Origin of the sequence: Ferrimonas sediminum, assembly GCF_900100175.1 — a bacterium.
Lineage (GTDB): Bacteria > Pseudomonadota > Gammaproteobacteria > Enterobacterales > Shewanellaceae > Ferrimonas > Ferrimonas sediminum.
Map to the genome: position 1 here is coordinate 80,263 of NZ_FNEM01000015.1, position 16,699 is coordinate 96,961.

At 59.7% G+C, this 16,699-nt stretch carries 16 protein-coding genes; 7 read left to right on the forward strand and 9 right to left on the reverse strand.

Translation table 11 applies throughout. The annotated features are described in order from the left end of the window. Window positions 1-14: 14 nt before the first annotated feature. From nirD to cobA, 3 genes are read right to left on the reverse strand one after another with little or no spacing between them, the layout of a single operon-like run. Window positions 15-347, reverse strand: coding sequence for a nitrite reductase small subunit NirD (gene nirD / locus BLT77_RS15370; RefSeq protein ID WP_090367028.1), 333 nt, complete (start codon window positions 345-347; stop codon window positions 15-17). After that, a complete protein-coding gene (gene nirB, locus BLT77_RS15375) occupies window positions 344-2,860 on the reverse strand; it encodes a nitrite reductase large subunit NirB (RefSeq protein WP_090367030.1) in 2,517 nt (838 codons plus the stop codon). Before nirB ends, nirD begins: the two co-directional genes overlap by 4 nt. A 10-nt stretch (window positions 2,861-2,870) precedes the next feature. Further along, window positions 2,871-3,656 (reverse strand): uroporphyrinogen-III C-methyltransferase, encoded by a 786-nt coding sequence (gene cobA / locus BLT77_RS15380; protein ID WP_090367032.1) that lies wholly within the window; start codon window positions 3,654-3,656, stop codon window positions 2,871-2,873. 349 nt (window positions 3,657-4,005) lie between these two features. Here cobA and BLT77_RS15385 point away from each other — a divergent pair, with 349 nt between their 5' ends. Then, window positions 4,006-6,651, forward strand: a complete 2,646-nt coding sequence (locus BLT77_RS15385; RefSeq protein ID WP_090367034.1) for a nitrate reductase — start codon at window positions 4,006-4,008, stop codon at window positions 6,649-6,651. A gap of 99 nt (window positions 6,652-6,750) precedes the next feature. After that, window positions 6,751-7,233, forward strand: a complete 483-nt coding sequence (locus tag BLT77_RS15390) for a Dps family protein (RefSeq protein WP_090367036.1) — start codon at window positions 6,751-6,753, stop codon at window positions 7,231-7,233. Between the two features lie 110 nt (window positions 7,234-7,343). Here the strand turns inward: BLT77_RS15390 and BLT77_RS15395 are convergent, their stop codons facing one another. The 3 genes from BLT77_RS15395 to BLT77_RS15405 form a co-directional block, all read right to left on the reverse strand. Beyond that, on the reverse strand, window positions 7,344-8,351 hold the full coding sequence (locus BLT77_RS15395; RefSeq protein ID WP_218126939.1) for an adenosine deaminase: 1,008 nt from the start codon (window positions 8,349-8,351) through the stop codon (window positions 7,344-7,346). A gap of 307 nt (window positions 8,352-8,658) precedes the next feature. After that, entirely contained in the window at window positions 8,659-9,522 is an 864-nt protein-coding gene (locus BLT77_RS15400) for a YicC/YloC family endoribonuclease (protein WP_090367041.1), read from the reverse strand. A gap of 141 nt (window positions 9,523-9,663) precedes the next feature. Beyond that, window positions 9,664-11,295, reverse strand: coding sequence for a mechanosensitive ion channel family protein (locus tag BLT77_RS15405; RefSeq protein ID WP_090367044.1), 1,632 nt, complete (start codon window positions 11,293-11,295; stop codon window positions 9,664-9,666). Window positions 11,296-11,497: 202 nt separating this feature from the next. Here BLT77_RS15405 and rph point away from each other — a divergent pair, with 202 nt between their 5' ends. Beyond that, the gene (rph, locus tag BLT77_RS15410) at window positions 11,498-12,217 is read left to right on the forward strand and encodes a ribonuclease PH (RefSeq protein ID WP_090367046.1); all 720 of its coding nucleotides are present in this window, start codon (window positions 11,498-11,500) and stop codon (window positions 12,215-12,217) included. 68 nt (window positions 12,218-12,285) lie between these two features. After that, window positions 12,286-12,927 (forward strand): orotate phosphoribosyltransferase, encoded by a 642-nt coding sequence (gene pyrE / locus BLT77_RS15415; protein WP_090367048.1) that lies wholly within the window; start codon window positions 12,286-12,288, stop codon window positions 12,925-12,927. 120 nt (window positions 12,928-13,047) lie between these two features. Here pyrE and slmA read toward each other — a convergent pair whose 3' ends face one another. Genes slmA through coaBC form a run of 3 tightly spaced genes read right to left on the reverse strand, consistent with a single transcriptional unit; the run spans window position 13,048 to window position 15,331 of the window. Further along, window positions 13,048-13,641 (reverse strand): nucleoid occlusion factor SlmA, encoded by a 594-nt coding sequence (slmA, locus tag BLT77_RS15420; RefSeq protein ID WP_090367050.1) that lies wholly within the window; start codon window positions 13,639-13,641, stop codon window positions 13,048-13,050. Between the two features lie 16 nt (window positions 13,642-13,657). Next, entirely contained in the window at window positions 13,658-14,116 is a 459-nt protein-coding gene (gene dut, locus BLT77_RS15425) for a dUTP diphosphatase (RefSeq protein ID WP_090367052.1), read from the reverse strand. A 9-nt stretch (window positions 14,117-14,125) separates the two neighbouring features. Then, window positions 14,126-15,331 carry a bifunctional phosphopantothenoylcysteine decarboxylase/phosphopantothenate--cysteine ligase CoaBC gene (gene coaBC, locus BLT77_RS15430; RefSeq protein ID WP_090367093.1) on the reverse strand — a complete coding sequence of 402 codons (1,206 nt, stop codon included), beginning with the start codon at window positions 15,329-15,331 and terminating at the stop codon, window positions 14,126-14,128. A 108-nt stretch (window positions 15,332-15,439) separates the two neighbouring features. Here coaBC and radC point away from each other — a divergent pair, with 108 nt between their 5' ends. The 3 genes from radC (at window position 15,440) to rpmG (ending at window position 16,647) form a co-directional block, all read left to right on the forward strand. Further along, entirely contained in the window at window positions 15,440-16,114 is a 675-nt protein-coding gene (gene radC, locus BLT77_RS15435; protein WP_090367054.1) for a RadC family protein, read from the forward strand. A 114-nt stretch (window positions 16,115-16,228) separates the two neighbouring features. Then, a complete protein-coding gene (rpmB, locus tag BLT77_RS15440; RefSeq protein WP_028112609.1) occupies window positions 16,229-16,465 on the forward strand; it encodes a 50S ribosomal protein L28 in 237 nt (78 codons plus the stop codon). A gap of 11 nt (window positions 16,466-16,476) precedes the next feature. After that, entirely contained in the window at window positions 16,477-16,647 is a 171-nt protein-coding gene (gene rpmG / locus BLT77_RS15445; RefSeq protein WP_028112610.1) for a 50S ribosomal protein L33, read from the forward strand. The last annotated feature ends 52 nt before the right edge of the window (window positions 16,648-16,699 follow it).

The window sequence follows — 16,699 nt, forward strand, 5'->3', positions numbered from 1 at the left end:
ACCAAAAGTGGGGATCAGGGGCGCAGTTGCACCTTGCCGTTCACCGCCCGCACCGGATAGGTGGGAATCGACACCCGTTCATCCTGCAGGCAGCGGCCGCTGCTGAGGCAGTAGTGGTGGCGGTACAGGGGCGAGCTGACGGTCAGGGTGCCGTCCACCTCCGCCAGCAGACCGCGGGACATGACATTGGCCTTGCCGAGGGGGTCGTGATTGCCGATGGCGTACAGTTCGCCGCTGGCCAGATAGAAGATGGCCACCTGCTTGTCGTCCAGCAGGGCGCAGACGCCGCTGTCGGGGCTGAGATCGTCGAGGGCGCAGATCTCCTGCCAATGGGATGAGGTGCTCATACCGACTCCTTGATGTCGATGGTGGCGGGGCGGATCTGACCGCGTTCTTCGGTAAAGACCACGCCGTCGTCACTCTGCCTGCTGTTGATGAAGTGCTGAAACTGCTTCAGGCGCTTGGGGTCATCCAGGGTGGTTTTCCATTCGCACTGATAGCGATCCACCAGCGTCTGCATCTGCCGTTCCAATTCGGCGTTGAGGCCCAGGCTGTCGTCGATGACCACCTGTTTGAGGTAGTCCAGTCCACCGTCGAGGCTCTCCAGCCACACCGAGGTGCGCTGCAGACGTTCGGCGGTACGGACGTAGAACATCATGATTCGGTCGATGTAAGTGAGCAGGGTGGCGTCATCGAGGTCGGTGGCAAACAGGTCGGCGTGACGGGGGCGCATGCCGCCGTTCCCCCCCACGTACAGGTTCCAGCCTTTATCGGTGGCGATGACGCCGTAGTCTTTGCTCTGGGCCTCGGCGCACTCTCGGGCGCAGCCGGACACCGCCAGTTTGATTTTATGGGGGGAGCGGATGCCCCGGTAGCGGTGCTCGATGCGGATCGCCATGGCGGTGGAGTCCTGAACGCCGTAGCGGCACCAGGTGCTGCCGACACAGGACTTGACCGTTCGCATCGCCTTGCCATAGGCGTGGCCAGTTTCAAAACCGGCGTCCACCAGGCGGCGCCAGATGGCGGGCAGTTGCTCCATGCGGGCACCGAACAGGTCGATGCGCTGACCGCCGGTGATCTTGGTATACAGGCCATACTCTTTGGCCACCTGACCGAGGACGATCAATTTGTCGGCGGTAATCTCGCCACCGGGCACCCGCGGCACCACCGAATAGGTGCCGTCTTTCTGCATGTTGGCCAGGAAGCGGTCATTGGTGTCCTGCAGGCCGACATGGGCGTCGTCGAGGATGTAGTCATTCCACAGCGAGGCCAGCATCGAGGCCACCGCCGGCCGGCAGATTTCGCAGCCTCGCCCCTGACCACACTGGTTCAGCAGGGCGTCAAAGGTCTTAATCTCCCGCACCCGCAGGATGTCGAACAGTTCGGCACGGGAGTAGGGAAAATGGTTGCACAGGCTGCGGTCGACGGTCAGACCCTGCTGCTCCAGCCGGTTGTCCAGCAGTTGCCCCACCAGCTGGCCACAGCCGCCGCAGCCGGTGCCGGCTTTGGTACAGCTCTTGAGGCTGGCCAGGTCGCAGGCGCCGGCCTCGATGGCATCGATGAGGTCGGCCTTGCTGACGTCGTGGCAGGCGCAGATCTGGGCCGAGTCCGGTAGGGCCTCCACCCCGGAGCCGGCCGCGCCGCCCTCCTCCGGCAGTGGCAGCAACAGCGATTCCGGCGGTTGCGGCAGTGGCATCTGGTTCAGACACAGCTGCAGCCAGTTACCGTAATCGCTGGCATCCCCCACCAATACCGCCCCCAGCAGTTTGGTGCCGCTGTCGTCGACGACGATCTTCTTGTACAGGCCGTTAGCGTGGTCACTGAACCAGTAGCTGAGGGCGCCGGGACTGTTGCCGTGGGCATCGCCGATGCTGGCGACGTCCACGCCCAGTAGCTTTAGCTTGGTGCTCATGTCGGCGCCGCTGAAGGCGGATTGCCGGCCTCGAATGGTGGCCGCGGCCACCTTGGCCATCTGGTAGCCCGGTGCCACCAGACCGAAAATGCGCTGCTGCCACAAGGCGCATTCGCCAATGGCGTAGACATTGGCATTCGAGGTCTGACACTGATCATTGATCACAATGCCTCCCCGTTCGCCGATCTGCAGCTGACTCTGGCGTGCCAGGTGATCCTGAGGGCGGATGCCGGCGGAGAACACCACCATATCGGTATCCAGGCTGCTGCCATCGGCAAAGCTCAGTCGGTAGCGACAGGGGCCGTCCGGACTGGCGTCGATGCTTTGGGTGGCTTTGTCGGTGTGCACCGTCAGTCCCAGTTGCTCGATCTTTTGCCGCAACAAGGTTCCGCCGCCATCGTCCAGCTGCACTGCCATCAGCCGGGGCGCAAACTCGACTACATGAGTTTGCAGGCCCAGGGTGTTGAGGGCGTTGGCGGCTTCCAGTCCGAGCAGACCGCCGCCGATGACCACGCCGACCCGGCTGCTGGTGGCGGAGTGCTGAATCGCCTGCAGATCTTCGATGGTCCGGTAGGGGTGGATGTGGGGCTGCTCCCGGCCTGGAATGGGTGGCACAAAGGGGTAGGAGCCGGTGGCCAGTACCAGGGTGTGATAGCTGTACTGCTGGCCATCGCTGCAGGTCAATGCCTGCTTGTTCGTGTCGATGCTGAGGACTCGGGTGGACAGATGGCTGATCACCCCCTGCCGCTGGTAATCCTGTGGATCGGCCAGGGCCAGGTCATCGGCATTGCCGTTGTCAAAATAGCGGGTCAGCTGCACCCGGTCGTAGGCCAGGCGCGGCTCTTCGGCGAACACCTGCAACTGGAAGTCGCTGCAGCCGGCCATCTCTTCGATAAATCGGTGGCCAACCATTCCGTTGCCGACCACTGCAATTATGGGTTTGGTCATTGCTCTCTCCTCAGGCAATCGCTTGCTGGCTGTGAAACGTGGGCTGCCACCACCTCAGGGAGTCGGCCAGGCGCACCACCTCGCCGATGTAAATCAGGGTGGGGCTGCGCAGGTTGTGACGCAGGGCATCGGTGGCCATCTGCGTTAGCGAGGTGATGATCACCCGCTGCTCCGGGCGACAGCCGTTTTCCACCAGGGCCACCGGCGTGGCGTCACTCATGCCGTTCAGGCTCAGCTGGTGGCGGATGTGAGGCAGTTGATTCAGTCCCATGTAGAACACCAGGGTCTGATTGCCCTTGGCCAGGGCGGCCCAGTCCAGTTGCAGCTTGGCATCGGCCTGGCCGGTGATCAGGGTGCAGCTCTGGGACAGGCCCCGGTGGGTCAGGGGAATGCCGGCATAGCTGCCACAGCCGCTGGCGGCGGTGATGCCGGGAATCACTTCGGCGACCACCCCTGCCCGATGCAGGGCCAGTAACTCTTCGCTGCCGCGGCCAAACACAAAGGGGTCGCCGCCCTTGAGGCGCACAATCCGGTGCCCCTGGCGAGCCAGCGCCACCATGCGCTGATTCAGTTGCGCCTGGGGCAGGGCGTGGTTATGGCGCTTTTTGCCCACGTAGATGGCGCTGGCACCGTCGGGAAAGCGGGCCCGAATGGCTTCACTGACCAGATTGTCATACAGGATCACATCGGCCTGCTGAATGCGATCCATCGCCTTCAGGGTGAGCAGTTCCGGGTCGCCGGGGCCGGCGCCAATCAGGGACACCTGGGCGGGGGCAGAAATGGATGGGGGTCGCATTGGGCGATCTCCTGCTGAAAAAGGAACAGTAGTCAGACAGGGGCAAGAGCGGTGCCACAACGTGATAGCTTCGGTTTATTGGTGCTTATTTTATTTATAAACAATGTTTTATATGGATTTTGACTCTCTTGGTTTCTGGGCGTCTATCGGAAAACGGTACGCATCATGCACCGTGATGAGGCACAGCTGCACTAAAGATGGGATTTTATTCGTCTTTAGCGAGTACTAAGTCGTCTTGGGTTGAGCGTCATTGCATCAAGTATTTGATTGGTAAGCGTGTTTTAGGCATTGGCCCCAGTGTTGCAACAGTCAGCCTGTCCCGATAATGATAGGTACACAGGAGAGGCCGATGACTGAGACTCGAACCACATGTCCATACTGCGGCGTAGGCTGCGGCGTGGTGGCCAGCGTCAGTGGCGACCAGATACAGATTCGTGGTGATCAGCACCATCCTTCCAACTTTGGGAAGCTGTGTTCAAAGGGAGTGCGGTTGGCTGAGACTCTGGGTGTGCGGGGGCGGTTGATGCATCCGAGTATCAAGGGGGAGCGTGACAGCTGGTCCCGAACTTTGGCCTATGTGGGGCATAAGTTTCGCCAGGCCGTGGATCAGCATGGCCCGGATTCGGTGGCGTTCTACCTCTCCGGTCAACTGCTGACCGAAGACTACTACGTGGCCAATAAACTGATGAAAGGCTTTATCGGCAGTGCCAATGTCGATACCAACTCTCGGCTGTGCATGTCGTCGGCGGTGGCGGCCCATAAGCGCGGCCTGGGTAGCGACAGCGTGCCGGGGTGCTATGAGGACTTTGAGCTGGCGGATCTGGTGGTGCTGGTGGGCTCCAATATGAGCTGGTGCCATCCGGTTCTGTTTCAGCGGTTGCAAGCGGCCCGCCGGGCCCGGCCCCGAATGCGTCTGGTGGTGATAGATCCCAGGCGCACCGCCACCGCAGAAGCCGCCGATCAGCATCTGGCCATTCGTCCCGGCGGCGATCTGGCGCTGTTTCATGGCTTATTACGATTTTTGATTGAGCAGGGACAGCAGCGGCCGGATGCCCATCAACTGCCGGGCTGGAGCGATATCCAAGCGTCGCTACAGGCCTATGATCTGGCTCGTGTCGCTCGGGAAACCGACCTGAATCGCGACGACATTGTCGATTTCTATCGGCAGTTTGCCACTAGCCCGCAAGTGGTCACCGGATTTTCCATGGGCATCAATCAATCGGAGCAGGGGGTGGATCAGGGCAACGCCATTCTTAATTGTCATCTGGTGACCGACCGAATCGGGCGGCCTGGCATGGGACCGTTTTCCCTCACCGGCCAGCCCAATGCCATGGGGGGACGCGAAGTGGGCGGTTTGGCCAACACCCTGGCAGCTCACCGGGAGCTGGATGACGAGGCTGCCCGCCAGGCCATTGCTGAGCTTTGGTGCAGCCCGCAACTGGCTTCTCGCCCCGGTCTGAAGGCGGTGGAACTGTTTGAAGCGATGGAGCGGGGCCAGATCAAGGCGGTGTGGATCATGGGAACCAACCCGGCGGTCAGCCTGCCGGACAGCGGTCAGGTGGCGAGGGCGCTGCAGGCCTGCCCTCTGGTGGTCGTCAGCGACTGTGTCTCCGGCACCGATACTCAGCGCTATGCGGATGTATTGTTGCCGGCCACCGGTTGGGGAGAGAAAGCGGGAACCGTGACCAACTCGGAGCGGCGCCTGTCGAGGCAGCGCGCGTTTCTGCCCGCCAGCGGCGAGGCGCGGGCGGACTGGTGGATGCTGTGCCAGATGGCGAAAGCCATGGGGTTTAATTATGGGTTTAATTTCACCAATGAGGCGGATATCTTCCGCGAACACGCTGCCTTGTCGGCGATAAATGGAAGGCTGGGTGGAGCGTTTGATATCGGCGCACTGGCGACTCTGACCGACCAGCAATACCAGCAACTGGCCCCGCTGCAGTGGCCGCAGCCCGCCGGTCAGCCACTGCAACTGAACAATCAGCGCCTGTTTGCCAGTCATCCCGCAAGCCCGCCTCAGGGACAGCTGCACCTGTCGTCGCCGGTCACATCACCAGCTCCGGCTGGGTGGGTGCTGAATAATGGTCGCTATCGGGATCAGTGGCATACCATGACTCGGACTGGCTTGTCGTCGCAGCTCGGTCGTCATCGCCCCTGGCCGGAGATCAGCCTGCACCCTGATGATGCCCGTTTGCTGGACGTGACCGCCAATGACCTGTTAACTCTGGAGGCTGGTGATGGCACTCTGCGACTGCCGGTGGCCCTGTCGGCACAGCAGCGACGGGGGGAGTTGTTTGCGCCGATCCACTGGAGTGGCCAGTACAGTGGCCAGGCCGCCGTGAATGCGGTGGTGGGGCGAGGACGGGATTCGCTGTCCGGCCAACCTGGCTTCAAGGGGGCCAGGGTGCAGGCCCTGGCCGTTACCGTCAGGGTGTGGGCGCAACTCTGGTTGCCAGAGCCTGTGGCATTGCCCCAAGGGGTGGCGACATTCTGGGCCAGCCAGACTCATTCTCAAGGGAGGTTGTATCTGCTGGCCAGTGAGTTGTCGATGTCAGACTGTGTCACACGGCTGGGTCAGTTGCTGGAAGAGTTGGGGCATGGCCAGCCCAGCGCCAGTCAGGCGTCGGCTCAGGGGAGCCGGCACCTGTATGTCGAGCACGAGCGGTTGCTGGCCGGGGTGTTTGTATCCCCCCAGCGCCGGCATCTACCTGGGGATTACCTGCAGCAGGCGTTACAATCACCGTTCACTGCTGCACACCAGAGATCTCTATTGATGACACCGACCACCGAATCGCGCTTGCTGTGTTGCTGCTTGCAGCTAACGGAAGCGGACATTGATGCTGCCATTGCCGAGGGAGCCGACAGTGCCGACAAGGTGGCCGATGTCTGTGGCGCGGGCACCGGATGTGGCTCCTGCCGAGGCGAAGTCATGGAACGATGCAGACTGGCAAAGAACGAATTGGAGACTGAGGTTCAAAACGCTTTAGCCGATTAAGGTGATAGTTTCCATTCGTTATCCCCCTGCCGTCTTCAGGTGTAATCTACACCCATTCGCTGCACAACGCGGCCCAAAAGATTCACTGAGGACACCGATATGACCACCACTAATTTGATTGGACTGAACCGAAATGGCGCCGAGGATCTGGCCGCGCAATTGAATGACCTGTTGGCGAATTATCAGGTGCTGTACATGAATGTACGTGGTTTTCACTGGAACATTAAAGGCGTCGACTTCTTTGAACTGCACACCAAGTTTGAAGAGATCTACAACGTGCTGCTGGAGAAGGTGGATGAGATTGCCGAGCGGGTACTGACCCTGGGTCAACAGCCTCTGCACGCCTTTTCCGATTACCTGCAGCTCAGCCAGATTCAGCAGGCGATTAACATCAGCAGCGGCGCCGACGGCATCGACTCCCTGCTGGAAGGCTATCAGGTGCTGATTGCCAAGCAACGCCAGATTCTGAATGCCGCCGGTGAACTGGGCGACGAAGGGACCGCGGCCCTGATGAGCGATTACCTGTCTCAACAGGAGAAAGAGAGCTGGATGCTGGCGGCCTACCGGGGTCGTGGCGCCTGATAGCAGTGACCGAATTTCATCATCATCCTTGCAAGTAGCAGTAAGCAGTACGTTTCATCATCATCTCTAGTTTTTGAGGGCCTGGCGGCCCTCTTTTTTTTGTGCTGAGATCAATCAAAGCACGCCATCAGTTGTTGATACAGGGCGGCTTTGCGGCCATCCGAAGCAAAACTGGCGTCGATGGCGTTGGCGGTCAGTTGCATCCATTGCGCCTGGGTCAGTGACAAGGCATTTTGCACATTTTGGTAATTTTCCAGCATATAGCCACCAAAGTACGCCGGATCGTCGGAGTTCAGCGTCACTTTCAGGCCGGCATCCAGCAGTTCCCGCAGATTGTGGTCGGCCATGGTATCGAAGACTCGCAGCCGTACGTTGGAGTTGGGACAGATGGTCAGGGGAATGCGCTGCTCGACCAGGTACTGCACCAGCGCCGGATCTTCGGTACAGGCGACACCGTGATCGATGCGTTCCACCTGCAGCAGCTGCAATGCCTGCCAGATGTAGTCCGCGGGCCCCTCCTCGCCGGCATGCGCCACCAGTCGATAGCCCTGGGCTCTGGCGGCGGCAAAGGCCCGTTCAAATTTCTCCGGTGGGTGACCCAGCTCAGAAGAGTCGAGGCCGACTCCGGTAATTTTGTCCCTGAATGGCTGCGCCTGTTCCAGCGTGTTGAGGGCGGAGTCTTCACTGAGGTGGCGCAGGAAGCAGAGGATCAATTCGAAGCTGATGCCATACTGTTTTTTTCCCTGCATAAAACCGCGATGCAGCCCGTTAATAACGGTTTCAAAGGCGATGCCGCGCTCGGTGTGGGTCTGGGGGTCGAAAAAGATCTCGACGTGGCGCACATTCTGCTGCTGGCAGCGGCCGAGGTAAGCCATGGCCAGGTCAACAAAGTCCTGTTCGGTTTGCAGGACGTTGGCGCCCTGGTAGTAGAGGTCCAGGAAGGACTGCAAGTTGCTGAAATCGTAGGCCTGGCGCAGGGCATCAACAGAATCGTAGGGCAGGTCGATGCCGTTACGTTGTGCCAGAGAGAACATCAATTCCGGCTCGAGGGAGCCCTCGATGTGCATATGGAGTTCGATTTTCGGAAGGGATTTCAGAAACTTGGGAGTCGGGGTCATTGGCATAATCTCGTTGTAGTCATTGTTAGGAGGTTATGCCCAACTAGTCTAACTCAATTCCGGCATTCCGGTTAGCGGGGATTGTGGCAACTGCCAGCCTGGTCGTGTCGAGTGTCAGGGAGGAACCTGTGGGGAGGCGAATAGTGGGGTGGATGCCGGCCGTAGCGGGGCGGCGGTTTCCCAGTACCCGATACCCACATCGAGGTGCTGGCTGCCAATCCGGGTCAAGGGGCGGTGCCCTTACCAACATCGGCGTGGAAAATAAAAAAGCCCCGCAGGGCGGGGCTGGTTGGCTGACCGGAACCGCTTACTCGATGTTCTGGATCTGCTCGCGCATCTGCTCAATCAGTACCTTGAGCTCCACGGCGGCGGCGGTGATGTCGGTGCTGATGGACTTGGAGGCCAGGGTGTTGGACTCGCGGTTGAACTCCTGCATCATGAAGTCCAGGCGTCGGCCACAGGCGCCGCCCTTTTTCAGAACTTTACGGGTTTCGGCCACGTGGGCATCGAGGCGATCCACCTCTTCGGCGACGTCCATCTTCTGCGCCATCAGGATCATCTCCTGCTCGATGCGCGCCGGATCCAGATCCTCTTTCACTTCCGCCAGGCGGTCGGTCAGTTTCTGGCGCTGCCACTCCATGATCTCCGGCATACGGGTGCGAACAAAGGCCGCCTGCTCGGTAACGCCGTCCAGGCGCTCGATGATCATCTGCTCCAGAGCCTGACCTTCGGAACCACGGGCTTCCAGGAAGCTGTCGACGGTGGTGTCGAACGCCTTCATCAGCTCTTTGCCGATGGCGTCCATGTCACGCTCGTTGGCTTCCAACACGCCGGGCCAGCGCATCAGTTCGACCAGGTTCAGTTGACCGATGCCGGCCATGGTGTGCAGGTGCTGGGCCTTGTCGATCAACTGGGCGGCGAGCTTTTCATTCATCTGAATGCTTTCGCCGGCGTTTTCTGCCAGTTCAAAGCGCAGGTTGACTTCGACCTTGCCCCGGGCCAGGCGCTTGCGCAGGCGGTCGCGCAGCATGGGTTCCAGGGAGCGGAACTGCTCGGGCAGGCGCAGGTAGGTTTCCAGATAGCGCTGGTTTACTGAGCGGATTTCCCAGGAGGCGCTGCCCCAGTCGGCTTTTACTTCGCCGCGGGCGTACGCAGTCATGCTGTGGATCATTAGCTGATGGCCTTGTGATGTGGAGTTGCAGCGATTATACCAACCACGGCAGGCAACGCCACAAGCCACAGGGGATCTTTACCCCCCAGACGAAATCCGGGGTGGCAGATTCGGGGTGAGTTCAGCCCCGGTTGGCTTGGTTCAGGGGGTGCCGGTCAGCAGCGTCCCTTCGTGGCTGAGTCGGCGCTGGGTGGCGTCAGCCAGAGCGACCTTATGTTGCTCCAGCAGCGTCAGAATGGTCAGGTTCAACTCTTCGGCGGCTTCCAGGTACACTGGGAAGTCGGTGGTGTTGATGTAGCTGAGGATACTCAGTTGCAGCGCCTGGGGGCCAAACTTGTGGAACCGCACCCGCACCGGCGCCTCATCCACCATTTCGTGGGTTTGCAGTGCATCGGTGATGGCGTCCATCAGCGGTCGCAGCTGGCTGGCCCGGGTGTCGTACCGCAAGTGGAGGGTGGGGCTGAAGCGAATCTTCTCCCGTTCGGAGAAGTTTTCCAGCTGCAGATCCACAAAGGTGGCGTTGGAGATGTGAATCACGGTGCGATCCAGGGTGCGGATGCGGGTGTAGCGCAGGCCGATCTCCTCGACCACCCCCATCTGGGTGCCAAAGCGGCAAAAGTTGCCCACCCGGACCGGGGTGGACATGTAAAGGGTGATGGCTCCGATGAGGTTTTCCACCGACTTTTGGGCCGCCAGGGCCACGGCCAGGCCGCCAATGCCCAGGCCGGCCAGGATGGTGGTGGCTTTAAAGCCGAGGTTTTCCAGCCACAACAGCAGGCCCGTTAGAATCACCAGCGTTTTGGCTACGGTAAACAGCGGCCGCATCAGCAGCGCTCCCTGATCTTTGCCTCTCTCTCTGAGCACCTGCATCAGGTGCTGCCGAGTCAGCTCCAGCCCGGCGACCACCACCCAGAGAAAGGCAATGATCAGCAGGGTCCGGCCTTCGGCGAAGGCCTGGGCCTCGATGGAGGGGCGAATCAGCGGGAGGGTCTGGCGAATCACCAACACCAGCAGCAACAGCCGTATCGGGCCGCTGATGAATCTCTGCAGGTGCTGAGTGTGGTCGCCGCGGCGGCCGATGAGGGTGTTGGTTAACCAGAACAACGGCCAGCTGAGCACATAGGCGATCAGCAAAAACAGCAGCAGAGCCACGACCTGCCAGCTCTGCAGGCCCATGACCTCGAACGCCGGCAGGTGCTGACTGAGAAACTCGCCAATGGGGCCGTCGCCATGGATGCGGTACAACTCGGGGATGTGGGAGAGGGTGGCGTTGGAGATTTTCCAGATGGACTCGCCATCACCGCGGGGCACCCGTTGCATATAGACGCTGACCTGGCGTTGGTGATGGGCAATCTTGCCCACCAGATCCCGGTAGCTGGGCAGTCCGTCTTCTGATTGGCCATGTTTGCTGTTGCTCATGGACTGCAGGTCTACCCAGAGGGTGCGATCCAGCACCACTTTGAGCTGTCGGGCCAGCTCTGCGGGTTCCAGCGCGGCCACGGTATCGGGCAGGTTACGGGTATCGAGATAATGACCGGCCTGGTCAAAATCACCGTAACGCATGGCGTGCAGCAGCCCCTCCATGGAGGAGCGGGGCGAGCCTCGCTCAAATTCGTCGGCCACGGTCGGCGGTGTCTCCGGGGCGCGCTTTGGAGTCACTTCCTCTGACGGAGTGTCCTGTTCCATGACGTTTTTCAATGTGGGGGTGGTTGCCTGGCTCCACAGTGGCAGCAGTGCCCACATCAGCAGCAATCCATAGCCGACTCGTTTCATGGTGATGCTTTTTTAATCGGGTGATGATTCAGTTATAACAGATCTTTAAGGGGAAACAACCGCCACATCAGTGGCATCGCCGCCGGATGTTGATTCCGAACTGCGGGGTAAGACTCCGATGGGCCTGGCGGTTACCGGCCTCGCTTAACCGGCCCCGGATCGGTATAATGTGGCCCCAAATTTTCAAGCCAAGGCTGACTCCATGCGTCCAGATAACCGCGCCCAGAACCAAACTCGTCCCATCACCATTACCCGCAACTACACCCGCTACGCGGAAGGCTCAGTATTGGTGGAGTTTGGTCATACCAAGGTGCTGTGTAACGCCACCGTCGAAGAGGGCGTGCCTCGCTTCCTCAAAGGTAAGGGGCAGGGTTGGGTTACTGCCGAGTACAGCATGTTGCCACGTGCCACCCACAGCCGCAGCGGCCGGGAAGCGGCCCGGGGCAAACAGGGTGGCCGTACCCTGGAGATTCAGCGCCTGATTGGCCGCTCCCTGCGAGCGGCCATGGATCTGAAAAAGCTGGGTGAGTACACCATCACCGTGGATTGCGATGTGATTCAGGCGGACGGTGGCACTCGCACTGCCGCGATTAGCGGTGCCTGCGTGGCCCTGGTGGATGCGCTTAACGGCCTGCAGCGTGACAAGAAGCTGACCAAAGACCCGCTGAAGTTCATGGTGGCGGCGGTATCCGTAGGTGTGGTTGGCGGCCAGGCAGTATGTGACCTGGAGTACGTGGAAGACTCCGCTGCCGAGACCGATATGAACGTGGTGATGGCGGAAGATGGTCGTATGATTGAGGTGCAGGGCACCGCCGAGGGTGAACCCTTCAGCCATGAGGAGCTGTTGGAGATGCTGGCGTTGGCCAAGTCGGGGGTTGCCGACATCGTCGAAGCCCAGAAGGCGGCGCTCGCCGTCGGTTAATGAATTTTTTGAAGCGACCCGGGTGGTCGCTTTTTTGTACCCACAATGAGAATAAAGGTCGGAAAACAGTGAAAGCTTACCAACGAGAATTTATTGAGTTTGCCCTGGAACGTAACGTACTGCGTTTTGGCGAGTTTACCCTGAAATCTGGCCGTAAGAGCCCCTACTTTTTTAATGCCGGCCTGTTTAATACCGGCCGTGACCTGGCCCGGCTGGGGCGTTTTTACGCGGCGGCGCTGGCGGATTCCGGGATCGACTACGATCTGCTGTTCGGACCGGCGTACAAAGGCATTCCTATCGCCACCACCACCGCGGTAGCGTTGGCGGATCATCATGACATCGACAAGCCCTACTGCTTCAACCGCAAAGAGAAGAAGGATCATGGTGAGGGCGGTAACCTGGTGGGATCGGAGCTGACCGGCAAGGTGATGTTGGTGGATGATGTGATCACTGCCGGTACTGCCATTCGGGAGTCGATGGAGATCATCAAGGCCAACCAAGCCTCATTGTCCGGCGTGCTGATTGCGTTGGATCGTCAGGAGAAGGGCAAGGGCGAGTTGTCGGCCATTCAGGAGGTGGAGCGGGACTACGGCTGTAGCATCATCGCCATCGTTACCCTGGCGGATCTGATCACCTACCTGCAGGAGCAACCCGGCCGCGAAGCGGAACTGGCCCAGGTCAGCGCCTATAGAGCACAGTACGGCATCTGATTATCGCCGGCATAACAACCGTTGCAAGGGCACCGAAAGGTGCTCTTTTTTGTCCTGGCCACAATAAAAAACGGCACCGTTCGGTGCCGTTGTCGACTAATTGCCGGCTATTCGGCGAGATTAGCTTTGAAGGAGTTGCCGCTGAATGAAGGCCCACTGCTCCGAGAATCGGTCGGTGGGCATCAATTTGAATTCACTGCGCACGTACTGGGCGATGCGGCCTTCGGCGTAACTCAGTAGCAGGTTGGCCAGCATCCCCTCCTCCAGGTAGAAGCCGGAGCTTTCCCGCAGCGCCTTCTCCCGTAAGGCTTGCTTGAGATTGGTCTCAATCTTGGCAAACAGCTGATTGATGCGTTCGCGCAGACGCTCCTGTTCGCCGATCAGGGCATCGCCGGTCAGCAGGCGGGTGATGCCGGGGTTGCGCTCGGCAAAGGTCAGCAGCAGCTGCAGAATCAGCTGACAACGCACCATGGTGTCAGTCTCCTCTTCCATGATCAGGTTGATGCGGGACAGCAACGAGTCTTCGATGAACTCGATCAGGCCTTCAAACATTCGAGCCTTGGAGGGAAAGTGACGATACAGGGCGGCTTCGGACACCCCCACTTCGGCGGCCAGCTTGGCAATGGTAATGCGCTGGCCCGGAGAGGTTTCCAGCATCCGAGCCAGACATTGGAGTATCTGCTCACGGCGGTTGCTTTTTTGTGTGGTGGTCATGGCCTTGGGTCTTCTGTTACTTGGTACCGGAGTGGCCAAAGCCACCTTCGCCACGCTCACTGGCATCAAAGGAGTCGACCTGGGTGAACGCCGCCTGCACCACTGGCAGGAACACCAGCTGGGCGACGCGTTCGCCGGGCTCAATCTCCACCGCGGTGTTGCTGCGGTTCCACAGTGAACACATCAGCGGGCCCTGGTAGTCGGAGTCGATCAGCCCCACCAGGTTACCCAGTACAATCCCTTTCTTATGGCCCATGCCGGAGCGGGGCAGGATGGTGGCGGCCAGGCTGGCATCGCCAATGTGGATGGCAATGCCGGTGGGTACCAGTTGGCTCTGCCCTGGTTCCAGTACCAGAGGCTGCTCCAGCATGGCGCGCAGATCCATGCCGGCGGAACCCGGAGTGGCGTAGTCCGGCAGAGGCCAGTCGCTACCCAGTCTTGAGTCCAGGATTTTCAATTCGATAGGTGTTTTCATGGGTCGCTCTTATTGATTCAGTTTGTCGGCGATGGTGAGCAGCAACTGCCGGGCCTGACTGGCCTTATCGCTGTGGCCCAGGCTCTTGTGGCCGCCCTGCCAGTACAGAGTGAGGGCGTTGCTGTCGGCGTTGAATCCCTGACCGGGCTTGGAGACGTCGTTGGCGGCGATCATATCCAGCTGCTTGCGGGCCAGCTTATCCAGCGCGTAGTGTTCCACATCATTGGTTTCGGCAGCAAATCCGACAGTGAATGGTCGCTTACTGTGGCCGGCTACTGTAGCAAGGATATCCGGGTTACGCACCATCTCAATGGTGAGGGTGTCTTTGCTCTTTTTGATCTTGTTGTCGGCGACGCTGACCGGCCGGTAATCGGCCACGGCGGCACAGCCGATAAAGATATGCTGTTGATCCACTTCGGCCATGACCGCATCCAGCATCTGCTGCGCCGATTGCACGTCGATGCGGGTTACGCCCGCCGGGGTGGCCAGGGATACCGGACCGCTGACCAGGGTTACCTCGGCGCCCAGTTGCCGGGCCTGTTCGGCCAGGGCAAAGCCCATCTTGCCGGAACTGTGGTTGGACAGGTAACGCACCGGGTCCAGGGCTTCCCGGGTGGGACCGGCGGTGAGCAGCAGTTTCTTGCCCGCCAGTGGCCTGGGTGCGGCAGCCTCGGTGGCCGCTGCCAGTGACAGGGCAGTGATCTCCTCCGGCTCCGGCATCCTTCCCGGCCCCACTTCGCCACAGGCCTGGTCGCCGCTGGCCGGCCCCCACTGAGTGACGCCACGGGCCTTGAGAGTGGCCAGGTTGGCCTGAGTGGCCTGCGCCTGGTACATCACCTGGTTCATGGCAGGACAGATGCGGATGGGGGCTTCGGTGGCCAGACAAACGGCGGTGATCAGCTCATCGGCCATGCCGGCCGCCAGCCGGGCCAGGAAGTTGGCACTGGCGGGGGCGATGATTACCTCATCGGCCCAGCGGGCCAGTTCGATGTGGCCCATGCCCTGCTCGGCCGCCGGGTCGAGCAGATCGTGGGCGACCGCATGACCAGACACCGCCTGCAGTGACATCGGGGTCACAAAGGCTTTGGCGCCGCCACTTAAGACAACGCGGACGTCGGCGCCGGTCTCTTTAAGACGGCGGACGATGATCGGGGCCTTATAGGCGGCGATACCACCGCTTATCCCCAGCACAATATTTCGGGTGATTTTGCTCATGGCCATTGGTCGTTTTTCGATAATGGCGCCTAAGATAACACAGGTAGTGCATTGGCAATCAATGACCGATGCCACACAGAGCGAGCCGGATCCACAGGGAGGTGCGTCATGGCGATACGGGATTGGCCGGAGACCGAACGACCAAGAGAACGTCTTTTGACTCAAGGGGTTGGTGTTTTAAGCGACGCCGAGCTGCTGGCGATTTTTCTTCGAACCGGCATCGCCGGCTGCAGCGCGGTGGAACTGGCGCGGCAGCTGTTGACCGAGGCGGGAGGGCTGAATCGGTTGTTGGCGATGGATCGCCGCCAGTTCGCCGACATTCGCGGCGTGGGGCCGGCAAAGTACGCCCAACTTCAGGCGGCGCTGGAGTTGGGGCGCCGCTGCCTGGGGGAGAAAAGTCAGCGGGCCTGCGCCCTTACCAGCCCGGATTCTGCCAGGGAGTATCTGCAGGTGAGCCTGGGAAATCTGGGCCACGAAGTGTTCGCCATGCTGCTGCTCGACAGTCAGCATCGAGTAGTCAAGCTAACGGAATTATTTCGTGGTACCATAGACGCCGCTAATGTGTACCCCCGTGAGGTGGTGAAAACGGTTCTGGCTGCCAATGCGGCAGCAGTGATACTCGCTCACAATCACCCCAGTGGCGTCAGTGAGCCCAGCCAAGCGGATCGTGCCATTACTAAACGGATACAGAATGCCTTGGCACTGATCGATGTATCGGTGCTCGATCACTTGGTCATCGGCCATGGCGAATGCTGCTCATTCGCACAAAGAGGATGGCTTTAACATCAGTTTGCTTGATCTTTGCTTCTTTATCTTGTATAAAATGCGCCCTTCGTGTGCCTCGGGCGACGGCCATACGAGGCACAATGATGCTCGAGCAATATTTTGGAGACTGAAATGTCTAAAGTATGTCAAGTTACCGGTAAGCGTCCGGTAACCGGGAACAACGTATCCCACGCAAAAAACCACACTAAGCGTCGTTTTCTGCCAAACCTGCAAACTCACCGTTTTTGGGTTGAAGATGAAAAGCGTTTCGTGAAGCTGCGCGTATCCACCAAAGGTATGCGTATCATTGATAAGAAGGGTATCGAAGTGGTTCTGAAAGAACTGCGTGCCCGCGGTGAGAAGGTTTAAGGAGATAAATCATGGCAGCTAAAGGTGGTCGTGAGAAGATCCGTCTGGTATCCACTGCTGGTACCGGTCACTTCTATACTACAGACAAGAACAAGCGCAATATGCCTGAAAAGTTCGAAATCAAAAAATTCGATCCTAAGGCTCGTAAGCACGTTCTGTACAAAGAAGCCAAAATCAAGTAATTGATTCTGGACTCTTGAAAAGCCCGGCTTCGGCCGGGTTTTTTTATGGGCG